Here is a 24,471-nt window from a genome sequence, read left to right as displayed (position 1 = left end):
TGTAGTGGGACAGTTTTCTTTTCATCCTTCATTCCCCATCCTTCATTTTGCATTAATCTTGCTTTCCCTATCCCTGCATAGTATTTTTGCTTTCAGAGTTATTGTCTTTTACTTTGCAGCTTTGTAACTTTGTCACTCTGTCACTTTTTTTTACTTTGTCACTGTTTTTTAACGGAGATACAGCATGCCGAACACGACAGCCAGCCCCAAAGCGGTACGGGCCGGGCAGGAATTTTACCGTGAGGTCATGGGAGAGATGAGGGAGATAGCCGCCCTGATGGGGCTCTCCGAGCTCTATGTGAAACGTCTGGAAAAACCGCAGAAGACCCTGACCCTGCACCTTCCGGTCATCATGGACGATGGAGAGATTGCGCTGTTCGACGCATGGAGGGTGCAGCATAACCTTTTCCGGGGGCCGTCAAAGGGCGGGATACGGTATCATCCGGATGTCACCCTGGAGAAAACCATCGCCCATGCCGCGATAATGACCTGGAAATGCGCGGTGGTGAACATCCCTTTCGGCGGCGCCAAGGGGGGAGTCTGCTGCGAGCCGAAAAAAATGTCGCCGGGAGAGCTGGAGCGCCTGACTCGCCGCTACGCCTGGGAAATATCCCCCATCATCGGCCCGGAGAAGGATATCCCGGCGCCGGAGGTCGGAACAAACGAAACCACGATGGCGCAGATCATGGACGGTTACAGCACATTCGCCGGGTATTCGGTCCCGAACGTGGTTTCCGGGAAACCGCTGTCCATCGGAGGATCGGTGGGAAGGTCAGGCGCAGTGGGCAGGGGCCTGGTGTATGTGCTGAAAGAGGCCGCCCGCGACCACAAGGTGTATCTTTACAACTCCAGAGCGGCGATACAGGGATTCGGTGTTGTCGGGATGAGCACCGCACGGTATCTGGCGGAAACCGGCTGTGATATCGTTGCGATCTCAGACTCCACCGGCGGAATTTATAAAGAGGACGGTCTCAATATCGAAGCCGCCATTGAATGCAAGAAAGCGAACGGCACGCTGGAAGGGTTGCAGGGATGCGACAAAATATCCAACGAGGAGCTTATCGGCCTGAATGTGGATTTCCTGATCCCCGCCGCCCTTGAATACACAATCACAAAAAAGAACGCGGGCACGGTCAAAGCCGCAATCGTCGCGGAAGCCGCGAACGCCGGAATCTCTCCTGAGGCGAACAAAATCCTGGACGACCGGGGAATAATTGTGCTGCCCGACATTCTGGTCAACTCCGGGGGAATAGTCGTATCCTACTTCGAATGGGTTCAGGACAAACAGCAATTTTTCTGGGGCGACCTGGAGGTTGAGGAGCGGTTCCAGAGCATTATGATCTCCACCTACCGTCAGTTGGAAGAAACCATGCGTAATGAGAAGATCAGCATGCGCACCGCGGCGTTGAAACTGGCCATCGGACGGGTGGCGGAGGCCATGCGCTACCGTGGGCTCTGTCCTTGAGAAATGAGAGGGTGCTTTTGCCGGGAATGAAATCATGACCGTCGGCGATATACTGCAAACCCTGAGAATCCGGCAGTGGACCAAAAATACGCTTATCTTTGCGGCGCTTATTTTTTCCGGTCACGCGCGGGATTCGTCCTCTATTGCCAAAGCGGTCGAGGCGTTTGTTCTTTTCTGCCTGGTAACCGGTGCGGTTTACATTTTCAATGATATCGTCGATGTGGAGAAAGACCGCGCCCATCCGGTCAAAAAATTCCGTCCGTTCGCCGCAGGACTGATCAGCCTTCATACCGGCTGGCTCCTTTGTTCCTTTCTCGGCGTAGTCGCGATCGTTGTTTCCTTCCTGTTCAACACCGGTTTCGGGGCCGCTGTTCTCGGATATGTTCTGCTCCAGGTTGCCTATACTTTTTTCCTGAAACATAAGGTTATCCTGGATGTATTCGTAATCAGCTTCGGGTTTCTGCTGAGGGTTATCGCCGGGGCTCTGGCTATCCAGGTTGCGGTATCCAACTGGATACTTATCTGCACCATGCTGCTGGCTCTTTTTCTAGCCCTCTCCAAACGAAGGCATGAAATCGTTCTCCTCGATAAGCAGGCAGATGTTCACCGGGTTATTCTCAAGGAATACACTCCGTATTTGCTCGATCAGATGATCGGGGTGGTAACCTCGGCGACCCTGGTGGCATACATGATCTTCACCCTGTCTGAAGAGACAGTGCATAAATTCGGCAGCCACATGGTGCTGACTGTTCCGTTCGTCCTCTACGGTATCTTTCGTTACCTTTACCTGGTGCACAGCAAAAACGAGGGCGGACAACCGGAAGAAATACTCCTGAGCGATATCCCCCTGCAGCTCGACATTCTGGCTTATGGAATCGTGGCGATACTGGTTATATATTTTTAAACAAAACAGTAATCTTTCATGACAGGGTTGTTCCGAGCGCGTTTTAAATACTTATTTTGACATGATTTACAAGATTTTACAAGATTTATACATGACGATAAAAATAATCGAACATGTTTTAAGTGTTTAGATCCTGAAACGAGTTCAGGATGACACGTGTCATGCCGAATTGGGTTCCTTGCTCATGCAGGGCAAGAGTGGGGCATCGGTATCTATTTTGAAAATAAACGCAATAAAATATGTCATCATGAATAATTTATCGTTTTCTTCTAATCTTGTCAATCTTGTCAATCCTGTCTAATTTCTCTTTCTTTTTTCTTTCTTTGCGAACTTTGCGAGAAAAGAAATCCTTTTTAAGGAACTATTCAGTGAACCGTGCGAAAGTGGCAGTCCTCAATACCGCGCCGGAAACTGTACTTGAAGATTACAGCAGTCTATTGGATATGGCCGGATTCAGTGACTCTCTCAGCCCTGACCATGATACCGCAATTCAGGTCACTCTTGATTGGCATCACTTCTTCCCTTCCGTCTCCACACCGCCCTGGCAGCTCGACGGCGTTCTGAAAAAGCTGCATGATGAAGGTTTTCCGGGGGACAAAATTTTTGCCTTTTATCCTGCCGTTCATGGGGTATCGTTCCAGAAAGGCCAGGTGCTGAACCGTCATCTGGCCGTTTTGCGCAAGTACGCCACCCCCTTTTTCCTCTTCGATGAAAATACCCCGCGGGTAACCTATGAACCGAAAACCCCGCTCAGGGTTTTTACCCGCTTTTTCCCGGACGGCATTCCTGTCCCTGAACGTCTTCCGGGGAGCAATATACTCCAGCTTACGACTATGAAAACCTCGCTCGAAAGCACAATCACAGGGGCTATATGGGGCGCTCTCGTATGCATGGCCGGAGGGAAGCTGCGAGATCTCCTTCCGTTCCTCGATGAAGCCCTGTGCGACGCCGTCGCGCTCCGTAAGGAGATGCATCCCGGCATGTTCGCGGTCATGGATGGCGTCTTCGCTGGCGAGGGGCCTTCTCCACGGAATCTTATTCCTCATGAGAAGAATCTTATTCTTGCATCCACCGACCCGGTTGCTCTCGATGCGGTTGCCCTCTATCTCATGGGCTTTGAGCCTCTCGACATCCGATATATCAGGATGGCGCATGAATCCGGCCTCGGAACCGGCGACATCAGTGAAATGGAGATTGCCGGGGCAGATATAAAAGATCTCCGGTTCCGGTTCACCATAAACGAGACTCCCGGAGCAGCGCGTGTGCGGCGGTTCGAAAATATGCTTTCCGGCGGATTCCTTTCCCCTCTCAGCGAGCTTGTTTCCACCCTGTACTACGACTGGTACTGGTATCTGGCTTTCAGCGAAGAGCGGATTAAGAAAGCCATGAAAGGCGGCTGGGGAAAAGTGTTTGAGACGTATAGAAGATAAAGAAGGAGACAGGAGTCAGGAGTCAGGAGTCAGAAGACAGAAGAAAAGATATTCTCTCGCAAAGTTCGCAAAGTTCGCAATGAAAGGCATGAAGGCGGAAGACAGAAGACAGAAGTAAAGAAAATCTCCCGCAATTATTCATTTGACAAATCTTAAATTCTTAAATTAATATTGCTATTGTAACAAAATAATAGTATGGATATTATTAACAGTGGATAGACCCGACCGTTGAGGTGGGGTTATGAAGGAACTGCAGAATTACATGTTAGGCAGGCAGGAAATATGACTTTGGGAGCCGTGGATGTACGATATCTTTCTTAGCCATAATCGGAGAGAGAAGCCATGGGTGCGACAGCTAGCCAAGCTGCTGAAGGACGAAGGGCTGAACGTCTTCTTTGATGAGGATTCAATCGCCCCTGGAGAAAACATCGTTGCTGCCATCGAGAGGGCAGTAACTGGCAGTCGACACATTCTCTTGGTGGTATCGCGAGCATCCCTGGAAAGCCGGTGGGTTGCCATGGAAACTCAATACGCCGTACATGATGATCCGGACGCTAGGAGCGGGCGCCTTGTGCCGCTCATTATTGACGATCTTCGTGCCGACGAACTACGTCCCGCCCTTAGGACGATCAATTGCGTGGACTTAACCGATCCCGTCACTCGCGATGATCATCTGCGCAAGGCCCTACGGCATTTAGGCGTAGAATCGTGGGCCAGCGTATCTCTGCCCCCATGGCCCGACTCTTCCCAGGCTGATGCTATCTCTGAGCGCCTCGTATCTGTCGGCGGAATCGAGACAGTTCTGGAGTGGGGCTGGGATGGCGTGAAGCTACTGGAGGAATTCATCACGCTCGATTACGAGACCCTGACCGACCTGACAGGCTCTAATGAGGGAACACCAGAACAATGGGCTCCTATCTTCATGGAGCATCCGCAGACTTGGCGGATGCTCTTCGCTCATCCGAAGAATGTGATAGGTTACTGGCACTTCATTCCTCTCTTTCCCGAGGACTACAATCTTGCACTCGCAGGCAGGCTTCTCGACAGCCGCATTACTGCCGACCGAGCCCAGTACCTTGAGTTTCCAGGGCGCTATCGCATTTACTTCGTACAGGTTTGTCTGAGACCACGATTCCGTTTTCCGCGTATCACGAGGCTTCTTTTCACCTCGATTTTTGATGTACTCCTTGAACTCGCGCGCGAGGGTGTGTTCGTAGAAGATGTCTGTGCTAATGCCTACACATTGACGGGACGTGCACTATGTCGCACATTTCGCCTCACAGCGAGGGGGCCACACATTGAACAAGGAGAGATCTTCGCGAGTACTGTGGGCACAGTATTGATCCACCCCCTAGCGGCAAAATTGCCCGAGCTTCACGGTTTGTACCAGAAGGAGGGGCTCCTTGAAGTCAATACCAATTGGACTGCCTAACATTTGCATGCACTTGACGGTCGTCGTTGCACGACGCCCGCAAGTGATGCGGCCCGTTGGCCAGAGGAAATTTTATGAAGAATGTTAAATTAAAATATACCCGTGGCGAAGTTAATAAGGCTGGAGATATTTTCAGGGACACAACCAGTTCGGATGAAAGTCTGTTATGGGCTGCAGATGTACTTGGTAATTGGCGCGCAATCCATAATTATCCGATCAATACATTCCAAGCAACACTGCGCCATAAGCTAAAAACAATCGATAATAAATCTCTTGTGGCTCAGAGGCTTAAACGCATTCCTTCAATTGTTGAGAAGCTTCGTCGATTTACTGATATGCAACTTGCCAGGATGCAAGACATTGGTGGATTGAGAGCAGTAGTTGATAATCTAATCCAAGTACAGAAACTATATGAAAATTATAAGAGTACTCCTTTCCAACACAAATTAATCAGCGAACGTAACTACATTGATTCACCCAAGATTTCGGGTTATAGAAGCATTCATCTTGTATATCGTTATAACAACAAGACCGTAACTGATTACAATGGTCTACTCATTGAGTTGCAAATAAGGACACGACAGCAGCATGCTTGGGCAACAGCTGTCGAAACAATGGGCATCTTTTTGAACTATGCTCTCAAATCTAGCGAAGGTCCTGATGAATGGTTAACATTCTTTTCTCTCACCGGCTCTGCTTTTGCCCATCTTGAGAATCAAAATCCAGTTCCTGGATATGAAGGGTTGTCAAATATTGAGACATATCGACATGTTGCAAAAAAATCACAAGAATTGAATGTTAGAAGTAAACTGACGGGATTTGGTGCTGCCATAAACTTGATCCACTCTGATGAACGCCGAGGCACTTATTATCTCCTAATCCTTGACCCAGGAGCAAAAACAATTAGGCTTCAGGCATATAGCAGAGATCGCTTTGATATAGCGACTGCTGATTACCTTAAAGCAGAAGAACAAATTGTTAAAGGAAGTCAAAACCAAGCCGTCCTAGTTGCAACCGAGTCAATAGAATCATTGAGGCGTGCCTATCCAAACTTCTTCCTTGATACACACGAGTTCTTTAGAATCTTGAAGCATATTGAAGATCTCGCTGTAAAATAAATTGATAAGGTCAACAAACGAATGCACCGGACGGCTTTCAGCCGTCTCTGATTTCTGTCGTTATTTTAACTCATGAAAACAAACGCCCTAAGAATCATTGAAAAGCTCGGCATCCCCTATGAAATCAGGGAATATGCTGTTGATGAGAACGATCTGAGCGCCACCCATGTCGCAAGCGATATCGGGCTGCCTTCGGGGCAGGTGTTCAAAACGCTTGTGGCCGGCTATGTTCGCGGAGGGGTTTCGCCGGTCGGAACGAAAAAGCGTTTCCCGGTTTTTCTGGACAAAAGCGCTCTGGACTGGCCGTTCATATCTCTGAGCGCCGGGGCGCGCGGCTGCCAGATGCTCCTCAATCCCGCCGATCTGGGGAAGGTGGTGGATGTGCAGATTCAGAAGATTTCAAAATTGTCTGAACCATTATTTTTTGGGATTAAAGGATGACCTTGATTAGATGCCGAAACGAGTTCGGCATGACAACTGTCACCCTGAACTTGTTTCAGGGTCTTCAAGTAAATTGAATCAAGGTTCAGACAATCTTTTTTTCCCCTTTGTGCCTCTGTGCCTTTGCCCCTCTGTGCCTCTTCTTTTCCTTTGGGCTTTGGACTTTGGGCTTTGGGCTGCTTTTTTACTTTTCCAGCCCCAGAAATTCCAGCGTGCTCTCCAGGGTGCGATTCACCACACGGAACCGGTCGATGCCGTACGGCTCGAGGAATGCCAGAGCCTCCGCATACTCCCCCATCTCTGTGAACATGTGCCCGTCCGAGTTGATCATAAGCGGCGCGTTCTTCTCGATGACCAATTCCAGGAGGCGCGGGATGGTCTCACGGTTTGCCTTGCTGGTGCGCAGGTGTGAGTTGTTGATCTCCAGGGCAACATTGTTCGCCGCCGCCGTATCGGTCAGAATATCCAGGTCCACCGGGAGATTGGTGAAAGTCGGATGGGTGATGCATTTGATCTCCGGGTTCTTCTGCATGGCGTTCACCAGCGCACGGGTGTTTTCCTCGATTCCCCGGCTGACAGTAAACGTGCCGTGCGGGTGCAGCCCCGCCAGGATGACCTCATACCTCGTTCCCTCAAAGAGAGGGATATCCAGTTCGCCCTCGGCGTTCATCACCGATGACTCTATCCCCTTGAAAACCCGGACGCCTTCGATAACCAGCGGCATCCTCCGGAGCATGACCGAAAAGTGGCTCTGGGGCGTCCCCAGCGCAGGCCCGTGGTCGGTGAGCGCAAACCCCTTCTGACCCTTTCCGCGCATGATGGAAACGATCTCCAGGAGGGTGTGAAATCCGCAGGTGCTCCGTATCGAGTGAATGTGCATGTCGCATTCGATCATGTTGACTCCTAAAAAAATATTCTCTCGCAAAGGTCGCAAAGAAAGAAAAATCAGGAAACTGAAGCCATAATATACTACAAACCAGAGTCAGGAGATACATGCCCCTCTGTTTCTCTGTTTGACAGGCGAAAATACCTTATACTACGAACAGAGGAAATATTCGCTTGACTTGTCGGCGGTGCGCTCATATACAAAAAGCCCTTTCATGGTGGTGAAAGGGCTTATTGCATGGTAGATCGTGTTTCTTTGAAACGTGAAGAGCGGGGGTGGTCTAGAGGATACTGTCCTTCCCTTTGAACATATCCTCATTTTCCTTGAAGCTGACAGGTTTGAGGTGCGGATAGGTCTTGATCAGGAACACAAAGAGAGGCAGCGCCCCCAAAAATATAATGATTGCATCAGGCAGTGCCCGCAGTTGCCCGAGCACCTGAACCATCGGTCGGGCATAGAACTCGCTGCTCCTGGCCAACCAGAAACCATCGGTGTATGATGATATCGTTTGTGCAATACCTATCGGCAGGAGCGTGAGCATGAACATGAGAAACAATCCGCCGTTCATTCCCCAGAACGACAGCTTCAGCGTTGCATCGCTCCAGAATTCGTTCTTCACGAGCGATCGCCAGGTGAAAAGAACCATGGAAATGGACAGCATCCCGTAGACGCCGAACAGTGCAGTATGGGCATGATTCGAGGTCAGGTAGGTTGCATGTGAATAGTAGTTGACGATCGGGAGGTTCATCGAGAATCCGAAAACACCCGCTCCGAGGAAATTCCAGAAGCTTGACGCCACCAGAAAATACAGCGGCCACTTGTAGGGAAAGTCCTCGCCGGCGTCCCTGGTTGATTTGTACTCCATCCATGTCCGGGTGACAAGCAAGATGAGGGGAACCGGCTCCAGCGATGAGAAAACCCCCCCCAATGCCAGCCAGTAGGTTGGCCCGCCGTACCAGAAATAATGATGTGCGGTACCGATAATGCCGCTCGCGAATACCAGTATCGCCGTGAGGTAGGCCACTTTCATGGCCGATGCTTTGTCAACCAGACCCATGACCACAAGGAACAGGGCGATCACCGCAACACCGAAAAACTCGAACATGCTTTCCACCCAGAGGTGGACGACGAACCATCTCCAGTAATCGGCGATGGTCAGATGGGTACCCCTGCCGTACACGAGACCGAACCCGTAAAACAGTACCACCATGATTGCGCTCAAGGTGTAGAACAAGACAAGGCCGCTCGTATCCCTGTTCGGTCCGAACAGCTTGTCTTTCAGCGCCCTGTACACGATGAACAGCCAGGCGATCAGGCCGACCCACAACAGTATCTGCCAGAGCCGTCCCAGTTCCAGAAATTCCCATCCCTGATGCCCTAACCAGAACCAGGCATTGCCCAGGTAACCCTTGATACCGAGCACTTCGCCAAAAAGGCTGCCAAGCGCCACTAAGAGGATGGCGATGAACAGGATATCGACCAGCAGCCCCTGCTTTTTCGGCTCCCTGCCGCCTATGAGGGGCGCGAGGTAAATCGCCGCGCCAACCCAGGATGTGGCGATCCAGAATACCGCCAGTTGGAGATGCCAGGTTTTGGCCCAACTATAGGGTATCAGTTTGGCGATGAACGGGAAAAAGAACATACCCGGGTGGACGGTGTAATGGGCCAACAGCCCTCCCATATTGATCTGGAGCAGAAAGAGCAGCAGCACAACCAGGAAATATTTTGCGGATTTGAACTGGCTGTTGGTGAGCGGCATGCCGATCAATATTTTCCCGACATTCACCCCCTTCGGTTCACCATAGAAGAAGCGGAACCTGTGCACGACATAAATAATCAATCCCAAAACGACGAGCAGGGCGATGATCGACAACACGCTCCACAGAAAAGCATCCGAGGAAAGAGCATTCCCGACACTCCTGTCATTGGGCCAGTTATTGGTATAGGTGGAATTCTCTCCCGGCCTGTTTGTGCCTGCAACCCAGGCGGTCCAAAAAAAGAAGTCGGCTATCTGATCTCTCTCCTGGTCGAGTTTGACAGTCCCGGGGAGAAATCCATCTCTCTGGTCGCCGACGGAAAACACGGTTTTCCAGTACTCTTTAACCTTATCGAATGCATATGCCTGCGCGGGAGTAACCGTCAGCGTCTTTGTGGAAGGATCGTACCGGTTCTTCTTGATCTCCGCGATCACTTTGGCATCGATCGAGGACTGCTCTTCCGGAGTGAGCGCAGCATAGGATGCCCGTTTTTCTTCCGCGTAAAAGTCACGCATGTGCACGCCGATCTTATGAAGCGTCGTTGCGGAAAAATCGGGGCCCCGCAGTGTGCCGTGTCCCCATACGCTGCCATGATCCATCAGGCCGTATCTCTGGTAAATATTCTGCCCGTTTTTAATGGCGCCCACTGTCGTTACGACACGTTCCCCGCTCATGACTTTTTCGGGATACGGCGCAACCTTGTCCTTGGCGAAGAATCCCCCGATCAGGAGAATCGCCAAAGAAATCGTGAAACTGAGCACCGCCCCGATTTTCAGACCTTTCATGCCGCCTCCTCCTATGTTTGCGAGAAAAGTAAGAGTACTGTCGTCAGTATAATAATATATTTTATTAACTGAGCCAATTGCAAAAGTCGTTTAAAATGAAAAAATGGTAAGTTTATAACTTAAGCCCCCTAACCCTCTTTCCCTTTCCCCCGTTCCGGGGGCAAGGGAAGTCATTGCTCAGCAGTCTTTTCCTGCCCCCCTTGGGGGGAAGGATGTCCGAAGGACAGAAAGGGGGCTTCACCGAAGGAATTTTACTTCGCTTTTTTTCCGCTCTCTTTTTTTTCCTCTTGCTGGCGGATTTTGTCACGGAGAATGGCGGCATCCTCGAACCGTTCTTCCCGGACGGCTTTCTCCAGTTCTTCTTCGTAGGACGGCGATGGGGGGCTGATGCGGAGGAATTCGTTTTTCAATGCTTTCAGAATGGAAAGCTCCATGGAGTTTTCCAATTCCGAATTGATGCTGTATTCCTTGTAGAACCCGACAATTTTCACAATGCCCTGGTCGAAAAACTCGACGGCTTTAACGATGCCGGACTCTACATCCTGGCGCAGGGCGAGCGATGCACGAGCCCGGGTATTCATCATGATGACATAGGGACGGTACTGATCGAGCGCCCAGCGGTCCATCTCGCTCGAAGCATACTTTTTCACAAAGGCAAAAGCTCGCAGGTTCCGTTCTGTATCGCGCACCACCCTTGAATAATCTTCCAGTTTCATTAGGCAAAGATAGCGGTAGTAGTAGTGCACAGCCTCTCGGCGGAGTTTTTTGCAGTCTTCGCCGGAAAGAGAAAAGTAATCGTCCACCCGGCTTTTTTCGTACTGACTCTGCTGGATTTCATAATATTCCAGCCAGGATTCCAGCCCCTCCGGATTATCCCCTGTAGGATTGCCGTCAAGCTCCATCTGCATGACTCCCAGATCGATGCGCATCTGGATCTTGGGGCGGTGGTCGTCTCCGCGGATGACACGAACCATGATGTCTTCCTCCGGATCGTACCACCAGGAATCGAGCAGGTGTCCGATATCTTCATTCATTGTTTCTTCAATTCCTTTGTGAACTGAGGTACGAAAATCTGTTAACCGGAAATAATATAAGAAAAATTTGAAAAGAATAAATATGAAATATGAAATATGAAGTCTGAAGCACCGGCAAAAAAGAATTCCGATAATATTCATCAAGACATAAGAACACTATATGATCTTTTTATTGGAAGTAACTCACCCCTTGATCCCCTCTCTTATTAAGAGAGGGGTACACCTAAAGCGTTGGTTATTATGTTGATAATACATAGTTTAAGAAGCAGATTGTTCTCCCCCTCTATTTTCAAGAGAGGAGGTCAGGGGGGTGAGTTTTTTAAGAGCATAAAATACACATAGATTCACATAATGTTGTCTTGTTGCTCTGAAAATAACATTCACTGTGACTTTTTGCCGGTGCATCAAGTCTGAAGTCTGAACAACCTTTCTTTTCATCATCTTTTATCAGAAACATCACGCGAATCAGTGGTTCAGACAATCTCTTCCTCACAGGTTCCCGTAATTCTTATACACATCGCCAAGCGGCATCCCGTCGCGAATCTGTTTGCGCTCCTCTGTTTCGGCGTCGAGAAGCTCCTCGCAGCGGAGCATCACCTCGTCCACCACCTCGGCCGGTATCACCTGGACGCCGTCCAGATCGCCGAAAATGAAATCCCCCGGGAAAACCTTCAGCGAGTGTTTGAGATGCCCCGGCATGAAAATGGGAGTATTGATCTCGTTCACAATCCACCCGGTGCGGGCGTTGCACGTTGTGCCCATGGTGAACACCGGGAAATCCTCCATCTGCAGGATTATCCGCGTATCACGGACATTGCCGGCGACAACAACACCGGTTGCGCCAAGCCGTTTCGCCAGATTGCAGCTCATCTCCCCCCACTGGGCGCAGAAGGAACTGGGGCCGGTATCGATGCAGATGACCGCTCCGGGGGTGATCGCTTCCATGACCAGCCGCTGTTTGGGGCCTCCGCCCCAGGGACGGTCGCCGCGCTCAAGGATGACTTCTTCCGGGTCGGCATGTGAATGCATTTTCACCGTGAGGGCGAACCCCGCAATGACCATGTCATTCTTGAGAGGATATATGGATTGAGATAACATTGATTCGCGGATGCCGAGAGAATAGAGTTTGTCGAACACCAGGCCGCCGTAGAACCGTTTGAACCGCTGCACCCGTTCCACCGGGTCGATATTCAGACGACGATATTCAGTCATGAGAAGCTCCTTTTGAAAATAAGAATACAGAAGACAGATTTCAGTACCAGCTTTTCAGCCCATGACCGGTCAGAACCGCCACGATTACTTCATCACGCCCGGTGGTGGGTATATACTGTTTCAGCCCCGCTATCACTGCGGCGGCGGTCGGCTCGATGTAGAACCCCAACCGGCCGGCATCCCGCCATGCGGCGGCAATCTCCTCCTCCCCGGCGGCGAGAATTTCTCCTCCGGTAGTTTTCACCGCCTCCACAATCTGCCTGGCGCGCACCGGGTTGGCCACTGCAATTCCTTCGGCGGCTGTGGGCACTTTTGCGGTAAAGGGGATTTCTTCCCTGACCTCCCGGAAGGCCCGGTACAGGGGAGCGCACTGCGCTGCCTGCACCGCAACGAGCCTTGGGAGCCGTCCTATGATTCCGGCGTTCATAAGATCGGCAAACCCGATGTACGCTCCGAGGAGAAGAGTGCCGTTCCCCACAGGCGTCACCAGGGTATCGGGCGCTCTCCAGCCTAGCTGTTCGCAGATTTCATAGGCGACTGTCTTCGTCCCCTGGAAAAAGAAGGGGTTACAGGAATGGCTCGCATAGTATGCGGTCTGGGCAGCCTTGAGCGCCGCCACGCCTGCATTCTCCCGCGGTCCGGGAACGGTGTGGAGAACAGCCCCGTACGCCCGTATCTGCGCCAGTTTCGCCCCGGAAGCGCCTGCAGGAACATAAATCTCGCAATCGATTCCCGCCCTCGCCGCGTATGCCGCCAGCGCGCAGCCGGCGTTTCCCGAGGAATCCTCCACCATGCGGGCGATACCCAGCTCCTTCGCCTTGCTTGCAAGCGCCGTCGCACCGCGATCTTTGAACGAGCCGCTGGGACACAGGTGATCCTGCTTGAACAGCACTCTGCGCCCGTAAACCGCCGCCTCGGTCAGCGGGGTGAACCCTTCGCCCAGGGAGACAATGTTACGGTCGTTGCGGAGGGGGATCGCCTCCCTGTAACGCCAAAGACAGTGCGCCCTCCCGGCAATTTTCTCACGTGGAAACTCCGCGGCGAACTCCAGATCCAAAAGCCCCCCGCAGGGACACCGCCAGATCGGCTCATCCAATGAAAACGAAGCATTGCAGGAAGTACAGAAAAGTCGGTTCATGGTTCTCTTTGCTTTATTTCGGTATGGTAACAATAATAATGAAGCGGTTTGGAGAATTTTCAAAGGGAAAAATGAAAAAAATGAGAGACTGTCCGAACTGCGGATGGTCAGGATTAACGATCCGGCAAAAAAAGAATTCCGAAAATATTCATCAGGACAAAAGAACACTATATAATATTTTTTATTGGAAGTAACTCACCCCTTGATCCCCTCTCTTAATAAGAGAGGGGTACGACTACAGCGTTGGTATGATGATCATAGTTTAAGAAGCAGATGGTTCTTCCCCTCTATTTTCAAGAGAGGGGGTCAGGGGGTGAGTTCTTTCAATAGCATAGAATAAACAATAAATCACATAATATTGTCTTATCGTTCTGAAAATAACATTCACTGTGACTTTTTGCCGAATCATCTTTTAAAGAAAGCGAGGATATGAAAGAAGGCGTTTCCAAGAATATTTATGGCTGGATTTTTATTGAGGCGGGACTTCAGGAATTCTATCGGGCAACGGGAAATGGCGAAAATTTAGAAAACGATGTCCAGCGCGAGGGCATCCCGACAATCCGGAAGGATAACTTCCATCCGGCCAGATACATGATGTTGAATATCCTGAGCCTTGACCGTATGATCAAAAACGAGGGGAAACTGAGTACGTTCAGGTGAACTTCATTTTCTCATCATCTGAGCAAAATAAGTTTCCTTGTTTCAGTAAATGAGCCGGCGGTCAAACTGTAGAAATAGATTCCGCTTGTCAGATTTTGAGCATTGAATTCTACTTCATATTGTCCCGGCGTTTGGGTTTTGTTTACAAGTGTTGCAACGTCCTGCCCAAGAATATTATAAACTTTTAGATTTACCATCCCTGCATTTTTTAGTGAGTATTTAATTACTGTTTTCGGATTGAAAGGATTGGGGTAATTCTGTTCCATAGAGAATATATTGGGCATTCCGCCTTTCACATCCTCCACTCCGGTGATTAAATCTGATAATGGCAGTCGCCATACACCACCACCATCAGTTCCTGCAAAGAGGTTCATCCCGCTGACAGCAAGAGAGTAGACATTAGTGTTTGTAAGCCCTGTGTTGATGGCAGTCCAGCTCGTGCCGTTGTTGGTTGAGAGAAAGACACCACCACCATTAGTTCCTACAAAGAGATTCGTAGCGCTGACAATAAGAGACCGAACATTAATATTAGTCAGCCCCGTATTGACAGCAGTCCAACTCTTGTCGTTGATGGTGGAGAAAAAAACGCCACCACCAACTCCCGCAAAGAGATTCGTACCGCTGACAGCAAGAGAGTAAACTTGAGAATTTGTCAACCCTGTGTTGATGGCAGTCCAGCTCGTGCCGTTGTTGGTGGAGAGAAAAACACCACCCTGTGTTCCCGCAAAGAGATTCGTGCCGCTGACAGCGAAAGATGAAATATATTTATTTGCCAGCCCGGTGTTGACGGCAGTCCAAGTCGTGCCGTTGTTGGCGGAGAGAAAGACGCCTCCACCATACGTTCCCGCAAAGAGGTTCGTCTCGCTGACAGCAAGAGAGAAAACATCAGTATTCGTCAGCCCCGTGTTGACGGCAGTCCAAGTCGTGCCATTGTTGGTTGAGAGAAAGACACCACCATTAGTTCCCGCAAAGAGATTCGTAGCGCTCACCGCAAGGGCAAGTACTACAGTGTTCGTCAAGCCGGTCGCAGTCCAGCTCGTGCCCTCGTTGGTAGAGAGAAAAGCACCACCATATGTTCCTGCAAATAGATTTGTACCGCTCAAGGCAAAACAATTTATCCTACCGCTGAAGATTCCGTTTGTTTGAATCCATTGGGCGTGAGCAACGCCTCCATGCATCAGTGGAAGCAAGAACAGGATTAGAATACATTGTATTTTATGCATATGTTTGACTCCTTTCGAATAAATAATTGATAAGGGCAATTGCAGTTAACGTTCATAAAAACAACGCACCGCTTTTTCGAACTATCAAACGAAAAATTGTTCCGTGAGCAAAAGCGTTGAGCGATCACAACTATTCTCTATCATAAAGGGAACGTTGTTGTTTTGGTTATTATTGCTCCGGTGATTAAACAGTGAAATCAGTGGTATGGCAATCATAGGATGCTTGAAGACTCAACTGTCGGTTTTTACTGATAAATGCAATAATACACAACTATTTTAATCCTCAAGTCTCCGGTTTATGCAGACTGTATCAACTGAATCAATGCCCATCGACCGGACTGTGAACGTCGTGGCCGTTTTTTTTCAGATTTTGACGCTCAAGAATATTTCTTTGATATACTGATACAATAAAACATGCTCTTTTATAAAACGCAATACTTTTCTCCAAGAAAAGAAAACAATGTAGAGCGTGCCTACCAGTTATCTTCATTTCCCGGCGACAGTTTTTACGCCTATACTTTTAAATTTACCCTCTTTAATCGCGGAACAAAAAATACCACTTGACAAGTGTGGAAAGAGAGAGTATTATATTAACCAACCGATTAGTTAAACCGTATGGTTAAACAAAAGGAGTGGCAGTCATGGACACCGAAAGAGACGCCCGGCAACGCATCCTTGATGCCGCGGCTGAACTTTTCGGAGAGCGCGGCAAAACAGCGGTGAGCACCGCCGAAATCGCGCGTAAGGCCACCATCAACAAGGCCATGATCTTTTATTATTTCGGCTCCAAGGAAAAACTGTACCAGGCGGCGCTTCGGGCGTGGTTTTCCGACCTTACCGGGACTGTTCTGGAAAAGCTTGCGGGGACTGAACCCGGCCTGTCCATGATCGAGGCCTTTGTGCGTGCTCACATCGGTTATCTCCTGAAACGTCCGGCCATGGTTAAACTCGTTATCCGTGAATTGCTTTCCCATGACAGCTCTCCGAATCCCCTGCTTTCGGAGGGCATGGGGGGATTCCTCACTATCCGTGACAAGCTGTTTGAATCGTTCCTTATTGCCAAGGCTCGCGGAGAAATACGCGATGTCGATCCCATCCATACGGCAGTGAATATAATCAGCATGGATATTTTCTTTTTCCTCGGCAAGCCGATTGTCAAAATGATCAACAGCGATGTTGATCTCAATGAATTCGGGCGAAACCGGGTGAACCATATCATAGACCTGCTCATGAACGGATTACGCAAACGACCGGAACTACAGCCCCCTAAATCCCCCGAAGGGGGATTTAAAAGACTGCAAAACAATGAATAATGATTATAAAAAAGTTGCACTTTTACTTTTTCATCTCTATCGCGAAAAGTCCCCCTTCGGGGGATTTAGGGGGCTGCATTAAAAAATATTTTAAACTGCCGGAGTTATACTATGAAAAGAATATATCTGCTTTTTATTCCCGCACTATTCATCTTGTCAGGAGCGCCCGCAGGAGGCGAGGTATGGACGCTTGACCGGACAGTGAGCTCTGCGGTGAGCGCATCCAACAGCGCTGCGGTGAACCGTCTCGACGCCGAAGGGGCACTGATCGATGCGCTCTCTGCAAAGATGAACTGGTATCCCACACTCTCGCTCGCCGGAAGCGCCGGTTACGTGAACAAGGTCATGGAAATAAACCTGCCTGGTAAAACCATTCAATTCGGCGGCAACGACAGTTACGATTTCAAAGTCCGGCTCAACCAGCTCGTGTACGACGGGGGCCGTCTGAACGCGCTCCGTGAGGCCGGAACATACCGCTCCGAAATGAGCCTGCACCAGGCAGAGGCTGTAGAACTGGCGGCAGAATTCCAGGCCAAAACAGCGTTTTTCAGCATCGCAGCCGCCCAGGAGAATATCAAAGCCGCGGAGCAGTCCATCCTGGCAGCGAAAAATCATCTCCAGGACATCGCCGCCCTTCACGGGCAGGGAATGGCTCTGGAAGAGGATGTGCTTTCTGCAAAGCTGCTTATCTCCCAGGCGGAGATGGGCATGGTCACCCAGCAGGGGAATCTTGAGCGCGCCAGGGCCGCATTCCGCAAGGTGGTCGGTCTGAAACCTGGCGAGGAGGTCGCCATCCGCCGGGATGAGAAGGAAGAAGCCGGGTCCGGCACGGCAAGCGCGGAGGAGGCATTCAAACGGAGTATCCCTCTGAGGCCGGAATTCAAGGCATACGAGGCGTCTCTGGCCGCAGCGGAAAAGACCGCCAGGAGCGTGCGCGCTGATCTCTATCCCAATGTGGGCTTATCCGGATCCTTCAGTTACGGGAAGCCGGGGCTTAATCTCCCCTCCAACCAGTGGATGACCTATGTATCCGGCGGGGTGGCCATGAACTGGACATTCTGGGACTGGGGAAGGGTGAACCGTGAGGTGGAGAAAGCAGAAATTACCCGCCAGAAAACTCTGAAAAACCGTGAGGATCTCAAGCTGACGGTCGCCCAGCAGGTTTCGGATGCGCTTTCCGCTTATAAGGAAGCCAGGGAGCGGGCCAGTCTTGCAAAGGAATCCGCCGACTACGCCAAACGTCACCTTGCCCTGGTCGCCAAATCTTTCAAGCAGGGTATGGCCACCGAAAATGACTTTGTCGGTGCGCACGCACTGTACACCAGATCGCTCTATGACAGCGCCGCCTCGGACATAGCAGTAAAGATAAGCGCGGCGCAGATCGAATATGTCCTGGGAATACGATACAGGGGAGGGAAACATGACTAGAGCAGTGTTGTACCTGGCGGGCTTGTGCATCGTTATCTTTCCGTCATGCGCTAAAAAAACGGAAAGGTCGTTCACCGGCTCGGGCACTATCGAGGCAACCGAAGTAATTGTGAGCGCCCAGGCCAGAGGGGAGCTTCTGGCCGTAAATCTCCATCGGGGTGATGTGGTCAAAAAAGATCAGCTACTCGCGGTGATCGATGTGCAAGATCTTAAACTCCAGCGTCAGGCCGCTGCCGCCAGCCTGAACGAGCTCGAGTGGAACCGTAAAACACTCGAACAGGATATCGCCGCCGCAGTAGAGACAGTAAAACAGGCCTCCATAAGCCTGGATAATCTCACCGTGACCCGCGGCCGCGTTGCCGGACTATACAAGGAAAACGCAGCCACGAAGGATCGTCTGGACAAGGTGGAAACCGAGTATTCCCTTGGTCAATCCCGGCTTGAAGCCGCCCGGAAACAATTGGCCGGAATAAAAACCCGGTTGAGCATGCTCGGCGCCACCCGTGAAAAAATCCTGGATACCCTCAAAGTCCTGGACAATCAGATCGGGAAAGAAAATGTGCCGAGTCCCCTGGACGGCGTGGTGATCACCAAGTCCGTGGAAAAGGGGGAGGTGGTAAATTTCGGAACTCCCATCTGCTCCATAGCGGATTTGTCCAGCGTCTGGCTCTTGATCTATGTAGGGGAGGACATGACAGGCAGGATCAAGGTGGGGGGAAAGGCACAGGTGCGGGTCGATTCCCATCCGAATACTCTGTTCGACGGCGCAGTGACCTGGATTTCTCCGAAAGCAGAATTCACGCCGAAAAATGTCCAGACCAGGGAATCGCGGGTGGATCTGGTGTATGCGGTTAAAATCACCCTGCCGAACCCGGAAGGAATTTTCAAGATAGGGATGCCGGCGGAAGCCTATATCGCGGGGTTGTGATATGGATGCAGTGAACGTGCAGGCTCTCCGCAAAACCTACGGAGAGATCGAGGCGCTGAGGAATCTGACCTTCACAGTGGAAAAGGGAACCATGTACGGCCTCATCGGGCCGGACGGCGCCGGGAAATCCACATTCATGCGGATAGCGGCCTGCCTTCTTTTCCAGAGCGGAGGGAGGGTGGAGATAGGCGGTTTCGATACTCTGAAGCAGGCGAAAGAGGTGAAGGGAGTAATCGGATACATGCCCCAGCGATTCAGCCTGTATCCCGACCTGAGCGTGGCGGAAAACCTGGTATTTTTTGCCGAACTTTTCGGGGTGCGTAAAAAAGAGCGCGAGGCCCGAATGGAACGGCTCCTCGGATTTTCACGGTTGGGACCGTTTGTGAAACGGCGGGCGGGGGATCTTTCGGGCGGCATGAAGCAGAAGCTCGCTCTCTCCTGCACCCTGATTCATACCCCGGAGGTGCTGTTCCTCGACGAACCGACCACGGGAGTGGACCCGGTATCGCGGCGCGAGTTCTGGCACATACTGGCGGATATCAAGAAAGCAGGCACCACCATCGTGGTGTCTACTCCTTACATGGACGAGGCGGAGCGGTGCGACCGGGTGGGATTCATCAACCTGGGAAGACTTATCCGTGAAGGGGCGCCCGCAGATTTTCCGGGACAGTTCCGGCGCCAGATTCTCGCGGTCCGCGCCCCTGAGATTGTGAAACGCGCCCGGCGCCTGCCGTTTCCCGGCCTCGTGCTCTCCAGGAAAACCTTCGGAGACCGCCTTCATCTCACCGTCGAGGATGCGGAGGCCGCCGCGCCGGTCATCCGCAGTTTTCTCGCAGAGAACGGGATAGAGAATATATCGGTGGAGCGCGTCGCGCCCTCGATGGAGGATATTTTCGTGGAGGACATGACCCATGCCGAATGAACATGCCATCGTCGTTCGGGAGCTGTCCCGCAAGTTCGGGGATTTTACAGCGGTCGACCGCATTTCGTTTACTGTTGACCGGGGCGAGGTTTTCGGATTCCTCGGAGCGAACGGCGCCGGCAAAACCACCGCCATCCGTATGCTGAACGGAATACTCCTTCCCACTTCCGGTTCTGCCACAGTTGCGGGATATGATATCGCCGCAGAACAGGAGAATGTGCGACGGAACATCGGCTACATGTCGCAAAAGTTCAGCCTGTACGAAGACATGACAGTGGAGGAAAATCTCTCGTTTTACGGCGGCGTGTACGGTATGAACACAAAAGCGGCCCGTGAGGCTAGGGAGCGTCTCTATGACCGGCTCAGTCTGGGAGATATTCGTAACCGGCTCACCGCCTCGCTGCCGGTGGGGTGGAAACAGCGGACATCGCTGGCCTGCGCTATACAGCACAATCCCAAAATCATCTTCCTCGACGAGCCGACCGGGGGAGTTGACCCCGTGAGCCGCAGAGCTTTCTGGGACATCATTTATGAACTCTCCGAGCAGCAGGTTACCATTTTTGTGACTACCCATTACATGGACGAAGCCGAATACTGCGGACGGATATCCATTATGCATTCGGGTAAGATTCTGGCTTTGGGCAGCCCGGCCGAACTGAAGCGGGAGTATAATCTGCCGACCATCGAGGATGTTTTTGTCCATCTGGCGGGAGGCCGGTCATGATACGGCGGCTGTTTGCCATTATCCATAAGGAAATCAATCATATCCTCCGGGATCCGCGGACTTTGATCGTTCTTTTTGCCATGCCGGCGACAATGGTGGTGCTGTTCGGGTTCGCGCTCAACATGGATATCGAACACATTCCCATCGCAGTGATTGACCGCGACAATACCCCTGAATCGCGTGACTTTATCAGGGCGTTTACCGGATCAAAATACTTTTCGGTCAAATACCGGATCGATACCGCCGATCAGGTGGAAAACCTCTTCAGAAACCGCAAGATCAAAGCAGCGCTGGTGATACCCGATGGTTTCGGCAAAGATTTCGCTGCAAGGCCGGAAGCGGACATTCAGCTTTTGGTGGACGGCTCCGACCCGACCTATGGCCAGGCGGTGGTAAATTATTCAAGCGCCATAGCCATCACCTATTCGGTGAGCAGTCCGGCAGCCGCCCGTCTGATTCCGGTGGATATCCGGGATATATTCCTGTACAATCCCGATCTCAAAGGCTCCAATTTCATCACTCCCGGACTGGTGGCGGTCATCCTGATGATGGCCTGCGCCCTTCTCACGTCCATCACCATCGCCCGTGAGAAAGAAACAGGCACCATGGATGTACTGATGGTCTCGCCGGTTCGCCCCATCGAGATTGTGGTCGGCAAAGTCATCCCTTATGTCGGAGTATCGCTGATCAATGCTGTGTTCATCCTCACTTTCGCAAAGCTGGTGTTTAATATTCCACTGCGGGGAGACCTCGTTCTCCTCCTGGGATTGAGCGTTATTTACGTATACTGCGCGCTCGGAATCGGGCTGTTCATTTCAAGCATAGCCAAAAGCCAGCAGGTGGCTATGATGGCGGCTCTCGTTGCCACCATCATGCCATCCATCCTGCTTTCCGGATTCATGTTTCCCATTTTCAGCATGCCTGCCCCCATCCGGATTATCACCTATCTCGTACCGGCGAAATATTACCTTGAAATCATCCGTGGAATTCTGCTCAAATCGAGCACATTCAGCCAGCTCCAGGGCCAGGTGCTGTTCCTGGCAGTCCTGGGGACAGCCTTCGTTATCATCGCCTCCCTCCGTTTCAAAACGAGAGTCCAATGAAAGCGCTGAAATATATCATCAAAAAGGAATTCATCCAGCTCAGCCGTACCCGCGCCATGATCGGTATAACCCTGGGTATGCCGATATTTCAGCTTATCATCCTCGGTTTTGCGGTATCCGGCGATGTCATTCATGTGCCGACCGCCCTGATCGACCTTGACAATTCCCGGTTGAGCCGCACCCTGTCGGGCAAATTAGAGAACACCCGCTATCTCGACATCAAATACCACTCCAGAAACCTCCGTGACAGCGACCGATACCTCGAAGAAAACAAGGCCATTCTCGCAATAACCATCCCCCGCAATTTCGAACAGGACATCACCCGGGGGAAACGTCCGGCAATCATGGTGAAAGCAGACGCCCAGAACACCAATATCGCGCTTACCGGCTCCGGATATGTCCGCCGCATTCTCCAGTCCTGGATCACATCGCTTACCCCCGGAGGCGTCATGCCTGTCGCACTCCACATGATCAACACGGAGAGCCGGGTCTGGTACAATCCGGAGCTGAAACAGACCTGGTTCATGGTTCCGGGGATACTCGTCCTGCTTGTGACCATCATAACCATGCTGCTCACCGGACTGGCCATTGTGAGGGAACGTGAGATCGGAACCCTGGAGCAGCTTATGGTCACCCCCATCACCCGCACCGAGCTTATCCTCGGGAAAACCATCCCGTTCGCCATCATCGGCATGCTGGATATGGCATTGGCGCTCGCGGTGGCAAAGGTTATCTATCAGATACCGATCGCCGGTTCGATTTTCCTCTTTTTCGGGCTGGCGCTCATTTATATATTTTGTACGCTCGGTTTGGGAATCCTGGTTTCCACAATCGCCCATACCCAGCAGCAGGCGCTTTTCCTGGACTGGTACATCATGGTGTTCTGTATCATTATGAGCGGTTTTTTTCTTCCCCTGGAAAACATGCCGAAATTTATATACCCATTGACCTACATCAATCCCGTCCGGTATTTTATGACAATCGTCCGCGAGCTTTTCCTCAAAGGGGCCGGTTTTGCCGATCTCCTGGGGCCGACAGCCGCGCTCGCAGGACTGGCGGTGATTCTCATGACCGCTGCGGTAATCCGGTTCAACAAGAGACTGGGATGAGATAGAAACAGAATTTTTGGACAGCAAGTTGATGTAAAATTTAAACAAACGTTTATTTATTCATACCGCTTTTTAACTCACCCCATAATCCCCTCTCTTGCAAGCAATAGAGGGGAAGACCCATATTTGCATGATAAATAATGGGTTATGAAAGGTCATAGGATTTTCCCCTCTCCCGTTTACGGGAGAGGGGACATGGGGTGAGGGACGATTTTCTTTTATTACTTTGTTTCTTTGTCACTTTGCCACTTTGTCACTTTCCTGGAGGCTCCTTGTTTTTTAATCTCATGTTTGTTTCGTTCCATGGAATCATGGAAGTGCTTGTCATCGGCATCGGCGGATATATAATCATTTCCGGACTCCGTCCCGGGACCAACTACATGGATTTTCTCACCAGGCTGCTCATCCGGTTCACTCTCCCGGCGCTGGTATTTTCCAACCTGGCCAGGAAATTCAATCCCGCCGAAACCGAATACTGGTGGGCGTTCCCACTTCTTGCAGTAGGCGGAAATATAGCCGGCGCGCTCTTTGTCTGGGCATATGTATCGGTGGACCGGTCTGTGAAAAACCGTGGGGAGTTCATGGCCCTGGTGGCATTACAAAACGCGATTTTTCTTCCCCTGGCGATGGCCCCCGTTCTCTTCGGGCCGGATCGCCTGCCCACTTTTCTGAATCTGATATTCCTTTACAATTTCTTATCCGTTCCAACTTTTTTCACTCTGGGGGTATGGCTGGTCAGCGCCCATACCCGCTTTATTGACCGCATAAAGGGCATCGTCAATCCCCCCAACGCCGCCACTATCCTGGGGCTGGTGTTCGCTCTCACCGGCTGGGGAGCTTCTCTGCCGGAATGGATCATCCGTCCCATGGCCACATTCGGGTCTCTCTCCGCGCCTCTTTCCACCCTCCTGGTCGGCGGGATCATTGTCACCAATCTCCCGAAAGCCAGAGCCGGAGACTGGAGGGAACCGGTCAAGGCGGCGGCGCTCAAATGCCTTATTTTCCCTATTCTCAACTGCATTCTCGTCTATTTCACCCATCCCCCTGCATGGATTGCCCTCTTTATCATCATGGAATCGGTGATGCCTTCGGCCATGCTTATAGCGCTTGTCGCAAGGCCCGATGAAGATAAGCAGCGGCTGGTGGCCGCAGGGATTCTGCTTACCTCTCTTGTGAGCATTGTCACCATTCCTCTGTTCATGGGTGTTTACGGGGCGTTGTATTGAAAGTAAGCGACAAAGCGACAAAGTGACAGAGTGATAAGTCAATCAGATAATGTCTGGTGCTGAAGTTTTTTTTTACCCCCTTAAAAAGGGGGTCGCCGCTCAAGCGGCGGGGGGATCTTTATTCGCCGGGAAGAAGAAATCCCCCCTGCCTTTGGCTTCCCCCCTTGTTAAGGGGGGAATATGAATCCAACTTTATTGCATTGACTTAACAAGAGTGATTGAGTAACAAAGCA

Annotated in this window: 21 protein-coding genes; 15 read left to right on the top strand and 6 right to left on the bottom strand. The window is 51.2% G+C overall.

The genetic code is table 11. From position 1 onward, the window contains the following. Positions 1-184: 184 nt before the first annotated feature. From Q8O92_15935 to Q8O92_15910, 6 genes are all read left to right on the top strand, one after another. On the top strand, positions 185-1,465 hold the full coding sequence (locus tag Q8O92_15935; GenBank protein MDP2984810.1) for a Glu/Leu/Phe/Val dehydrogenase: 1,281 nt from the start codon (positions 185-187) through the stop codon (positions 1,463-1,465). Positions 1,466-1,499: 34 nt separating this feature from the next. Further along, on the top strand, positions 1,500-2,369 hold the full coding sequence (locus Q8O92_15930) for a decaprenyl-phosphate phosphoribosyltransferase (protein ID MDP2984809.1): 870 nt from the start codon (positions 1,500-1,502) through the stop codon (positions 2,367-2,369). Between the two features lie 368 nt (positions 2,370-2,737). Beyond that, complete coding sequence (locus Q8O92_15925) at positions 2,738-3,799, top strand: DUF362 domain-containing protein (GenBank protein MDP2984808.1); 1,062 nt, start codon at positions 2,738-2,740, stop codon at positions 3,797-3,799. Positions 3,800-4,100: 301 nt separating this feature from the next. After that, a complete protein-coding gene (locus tag Q8O92_15920) occupies positions 4,101-5,231 on the top strand; it encodes a toll/interleukin-1 receptor domain-containing protein (GenBank protein MDP2984807.1) in 1,131 nt (376 codons plus the stop codon). A 74-nt stretch (positions 5,232-5,305) separates the two neighbouring features. Then, positions 5,306-6,349 (top strand): RelA/SpoT domain-containing protein, encoded by a 1,044-nt coding sequence (locus Q8O92_15915; protein ID MDP2984806.1) that lies wholly within the window; start codon positions 5,306-5,308, stop codon positions 6,347-6,349. Between the two features lie 72 nt (positions 6,350-6,421). Next, positions 6,422-6,790, top strand: a complete 369-nt coding sequence (locus Q8O92_15910; protein ID MDP2984805.1) for a YbaK/EbsC family protein — start codon at positions 6,422-6,424, stop codon at positions 6,788-6,790. A 184-nt stretch (positions 6,791-6,974) separates the two neighbouring features. Here the strand turns inward: Q8O92_15910 and Q8O92_15905 are convergent, their stop codons facing one another. The 5 genes from Q8O92_15905 to Q8O92_15885 all read right to left on the bottom strand — a co-directional run bounded on the left by Q8O92_15905 (position 6,975) and on the right by Q8O92_15885 (position 13,602). Then, positions 6,975-7,685, bottom strand: a complete 711-nt coding sequence (locus Q8O92_15905) for a hypothetical protein (protein ID MDP2984804.1) — start codon at positions 7,683-7,685, stop codon at positions 6,975-6,977. A 271-nt stretch (positions 7,686-7,956) separates the two neighbouring features. Then, entirely contained in the window at positions 7,957-10,218 is a 2,262-nt protein-coding gene (locus Q8O92_15900) for a cbb3-type cytochrome c oxidase subunit I (GenBank protein ID MDP2984803.1), read from the bottom strand. A gap of 251 nt (positions 10,219-10,469) precedes the next feature. Next, entirely contained in the window at positions 10,470-11,252 is a 783-nt protein-coding gene (locus Q8O92_15895) for a UvrB/UvrC motif-containing protein (protein ID MDP2984802.1), read from the bottom strand. A gap of 489 nt (positions 11,253-11,741) precedes the next feature. After that, positions 11,742-12,464 carry an RraA family protein gene (locus Q8O92_15890; protein ID MDP2984801.1) on the bottom strand — a complete coding sequence of 241 codons (723 nt, stop codon included), beginning with the start codon at positions 12,462-12,464 and terminating at the stop codon, positions 11,742-11,744. A 40-nt stretch (positions 12,465-12,504) separates the two neighbouring features. Beyond that, on the bottom strand, positions 12,505-13,602 hold the full coding sequence (locus Q8O92_15885; GenBank protein MDP2984800.1) for a threonine synthase: 1,098 nt from the start codon (positions 13,600-13,602) through the stop codon (positions 12,505-12,507). Between the two features lie 429 nt (positions 13,603-14,031). Here Q8O92_15885 and Q8O92_15880 point away from each other — a divergent pair, with 429 nt between their 5' ends. Continuing rightward, on the top strand, positions 14,032-14,262 hold the full coding sequence (locus Q8O92_15880) for a hypothetical protein (GenBank protein MDP2984799.1): 231 nt from the start codon (positions 14,032-14,034) through the stop codon (positions 14,260-14,262). Between the two features lie 14 nt (positions 14,263-14,276). On the opposite strand, the gene Q8O92_15875 is transcribed toward Q8O92_15880, so the two are convergent. Beyond that, positions 14,277-15,485 (bottom strand): T9SS type A sorting domain-containing protein, encoded by a 1,209-nt coding sequence (locus Q8O92_15875; protein MDP2984798.1) that lies wholly within the window; start codon positions 15,483-15,485, stop codon positions 14,277-14,279. A 641-nt stretch (positions 15,486-16,126) separates the two neighbouring features. Here Q8O92_15875 and Q8O92_15870 point away from each other — a divergent pair. From Q8O92_15870 to Q8O92_15835, 8 genes are all read left to right on the top strand, one after another. Next, a complete protein-coding gene (locus tag Q8O92_15870) occupies positions 16,127-16,798 on the top strand; it encodes a TetR/AcrR family transcriptional regulator (protein ID MDP2984797.1) in 672 nt (223 codons plus the stop codon). 111 nt (positions 16,799-16,909) lie between these two features. Further along, complete coding sequence (locus Q8O92_15865) at positions 16,910-18,226, top strand: TolC family protein (protein MDP2984796.1); 1,317 nt, start codon at positions 16,910-16,912, stop codon at positions 18,224-18,226. Further along, positions 18,219-19,154: an efflux RND transporter periplasmic adaptor subunit gene (locus tag Q8O92_15860; GenBank protein ID MDP2984795.1), complete on the top strand. Its 936-nt coding sequence runs from the start codon at positions 18,219-18,221 to the stop codon at positions 19,152-19,154. Before Q8O92_15865 ends, Q8O92_15860 begins: the two co-directional genes overlap by 8 nt. 1 nt (position 19,155) lies before the next feature. Continuing rightward, positions 19,156-20,076: an ABC transporter ATP-binding protein gene (locus tag Q8O92_15855; protein MDP2984794.1), complete on the top strand. Its 921-nt coding sequence runs from the start codon at positions 19,156-19,158 to the stop codon at positions 20,074-20,076. Next, positions 20,066-20,800, top strand: coding sequence for an ABC transporter ATP-binding protein (locus Q8O92_15850; GenBank protein ID MDP2984793.1), 735 nt, complete (start codon positions 20,066-20,068; stop codon positions 20,798-20,800). Before Q8O92_15855 ends, Q8O92_15850 begins: the two co-directional genes overlap by 11 nt. Continuing rightward, on the top strand, positions 20,797-21,903 hold the full coding sequence (locus tag Q8O92_15845; protein ID MDP2984792.1) for an ABC transporter permease: 1,107 nt from the start codon (positions 20,797-20,799) through the stop codon (positions 21,901-21,903). Before Q8O92_15850 ends, Q8O92_15845 begins: the two co-directional genes overlap by 4 nt. Continuing rightward, positions 21,900-23,012, top strand: coding sequence for an ABC transporter permease (locus Q8O92_15840; protein MDP2984791.1), 1,113 nt, complete (start codon positions 21,900-21,902; stop codon positions 23,010-23,012). Before Q8O92_15845 ends, Q8O92_15840 begins: the two co-directional genes overlap by 4 nt. A gap of 272 nt (positions 23,013-23,284) precedes the next feature. Continuing rightward, on the top strand, positions 23,285-24,238 hold the full coding sequence (locus tag Q8O92_15835) for an AEC family transporter (GenBank protein MDP2984790.1): 954 nt from the start codon (positions 23,285-23,287) through the stop codon (positions 24,236-24,238). The last annotated feature ends 233 nt before the right edge of the window (positions 24,239-24,471 follow it).

It is taken from the genome of Candidatus Latescibacter sp., from assembly GCA_030692375.1.
Classification (GTDB): domain Bacteria; phylum Latescibacterota; class Latescibacteria; order Latescibacterales; family Latescibacteraceae; genus JAUYCD01.
Note: the sequence above shows the minus strand (reverse complement) of the source record. Positions and strands in the feature narration are given on the sequence as shown.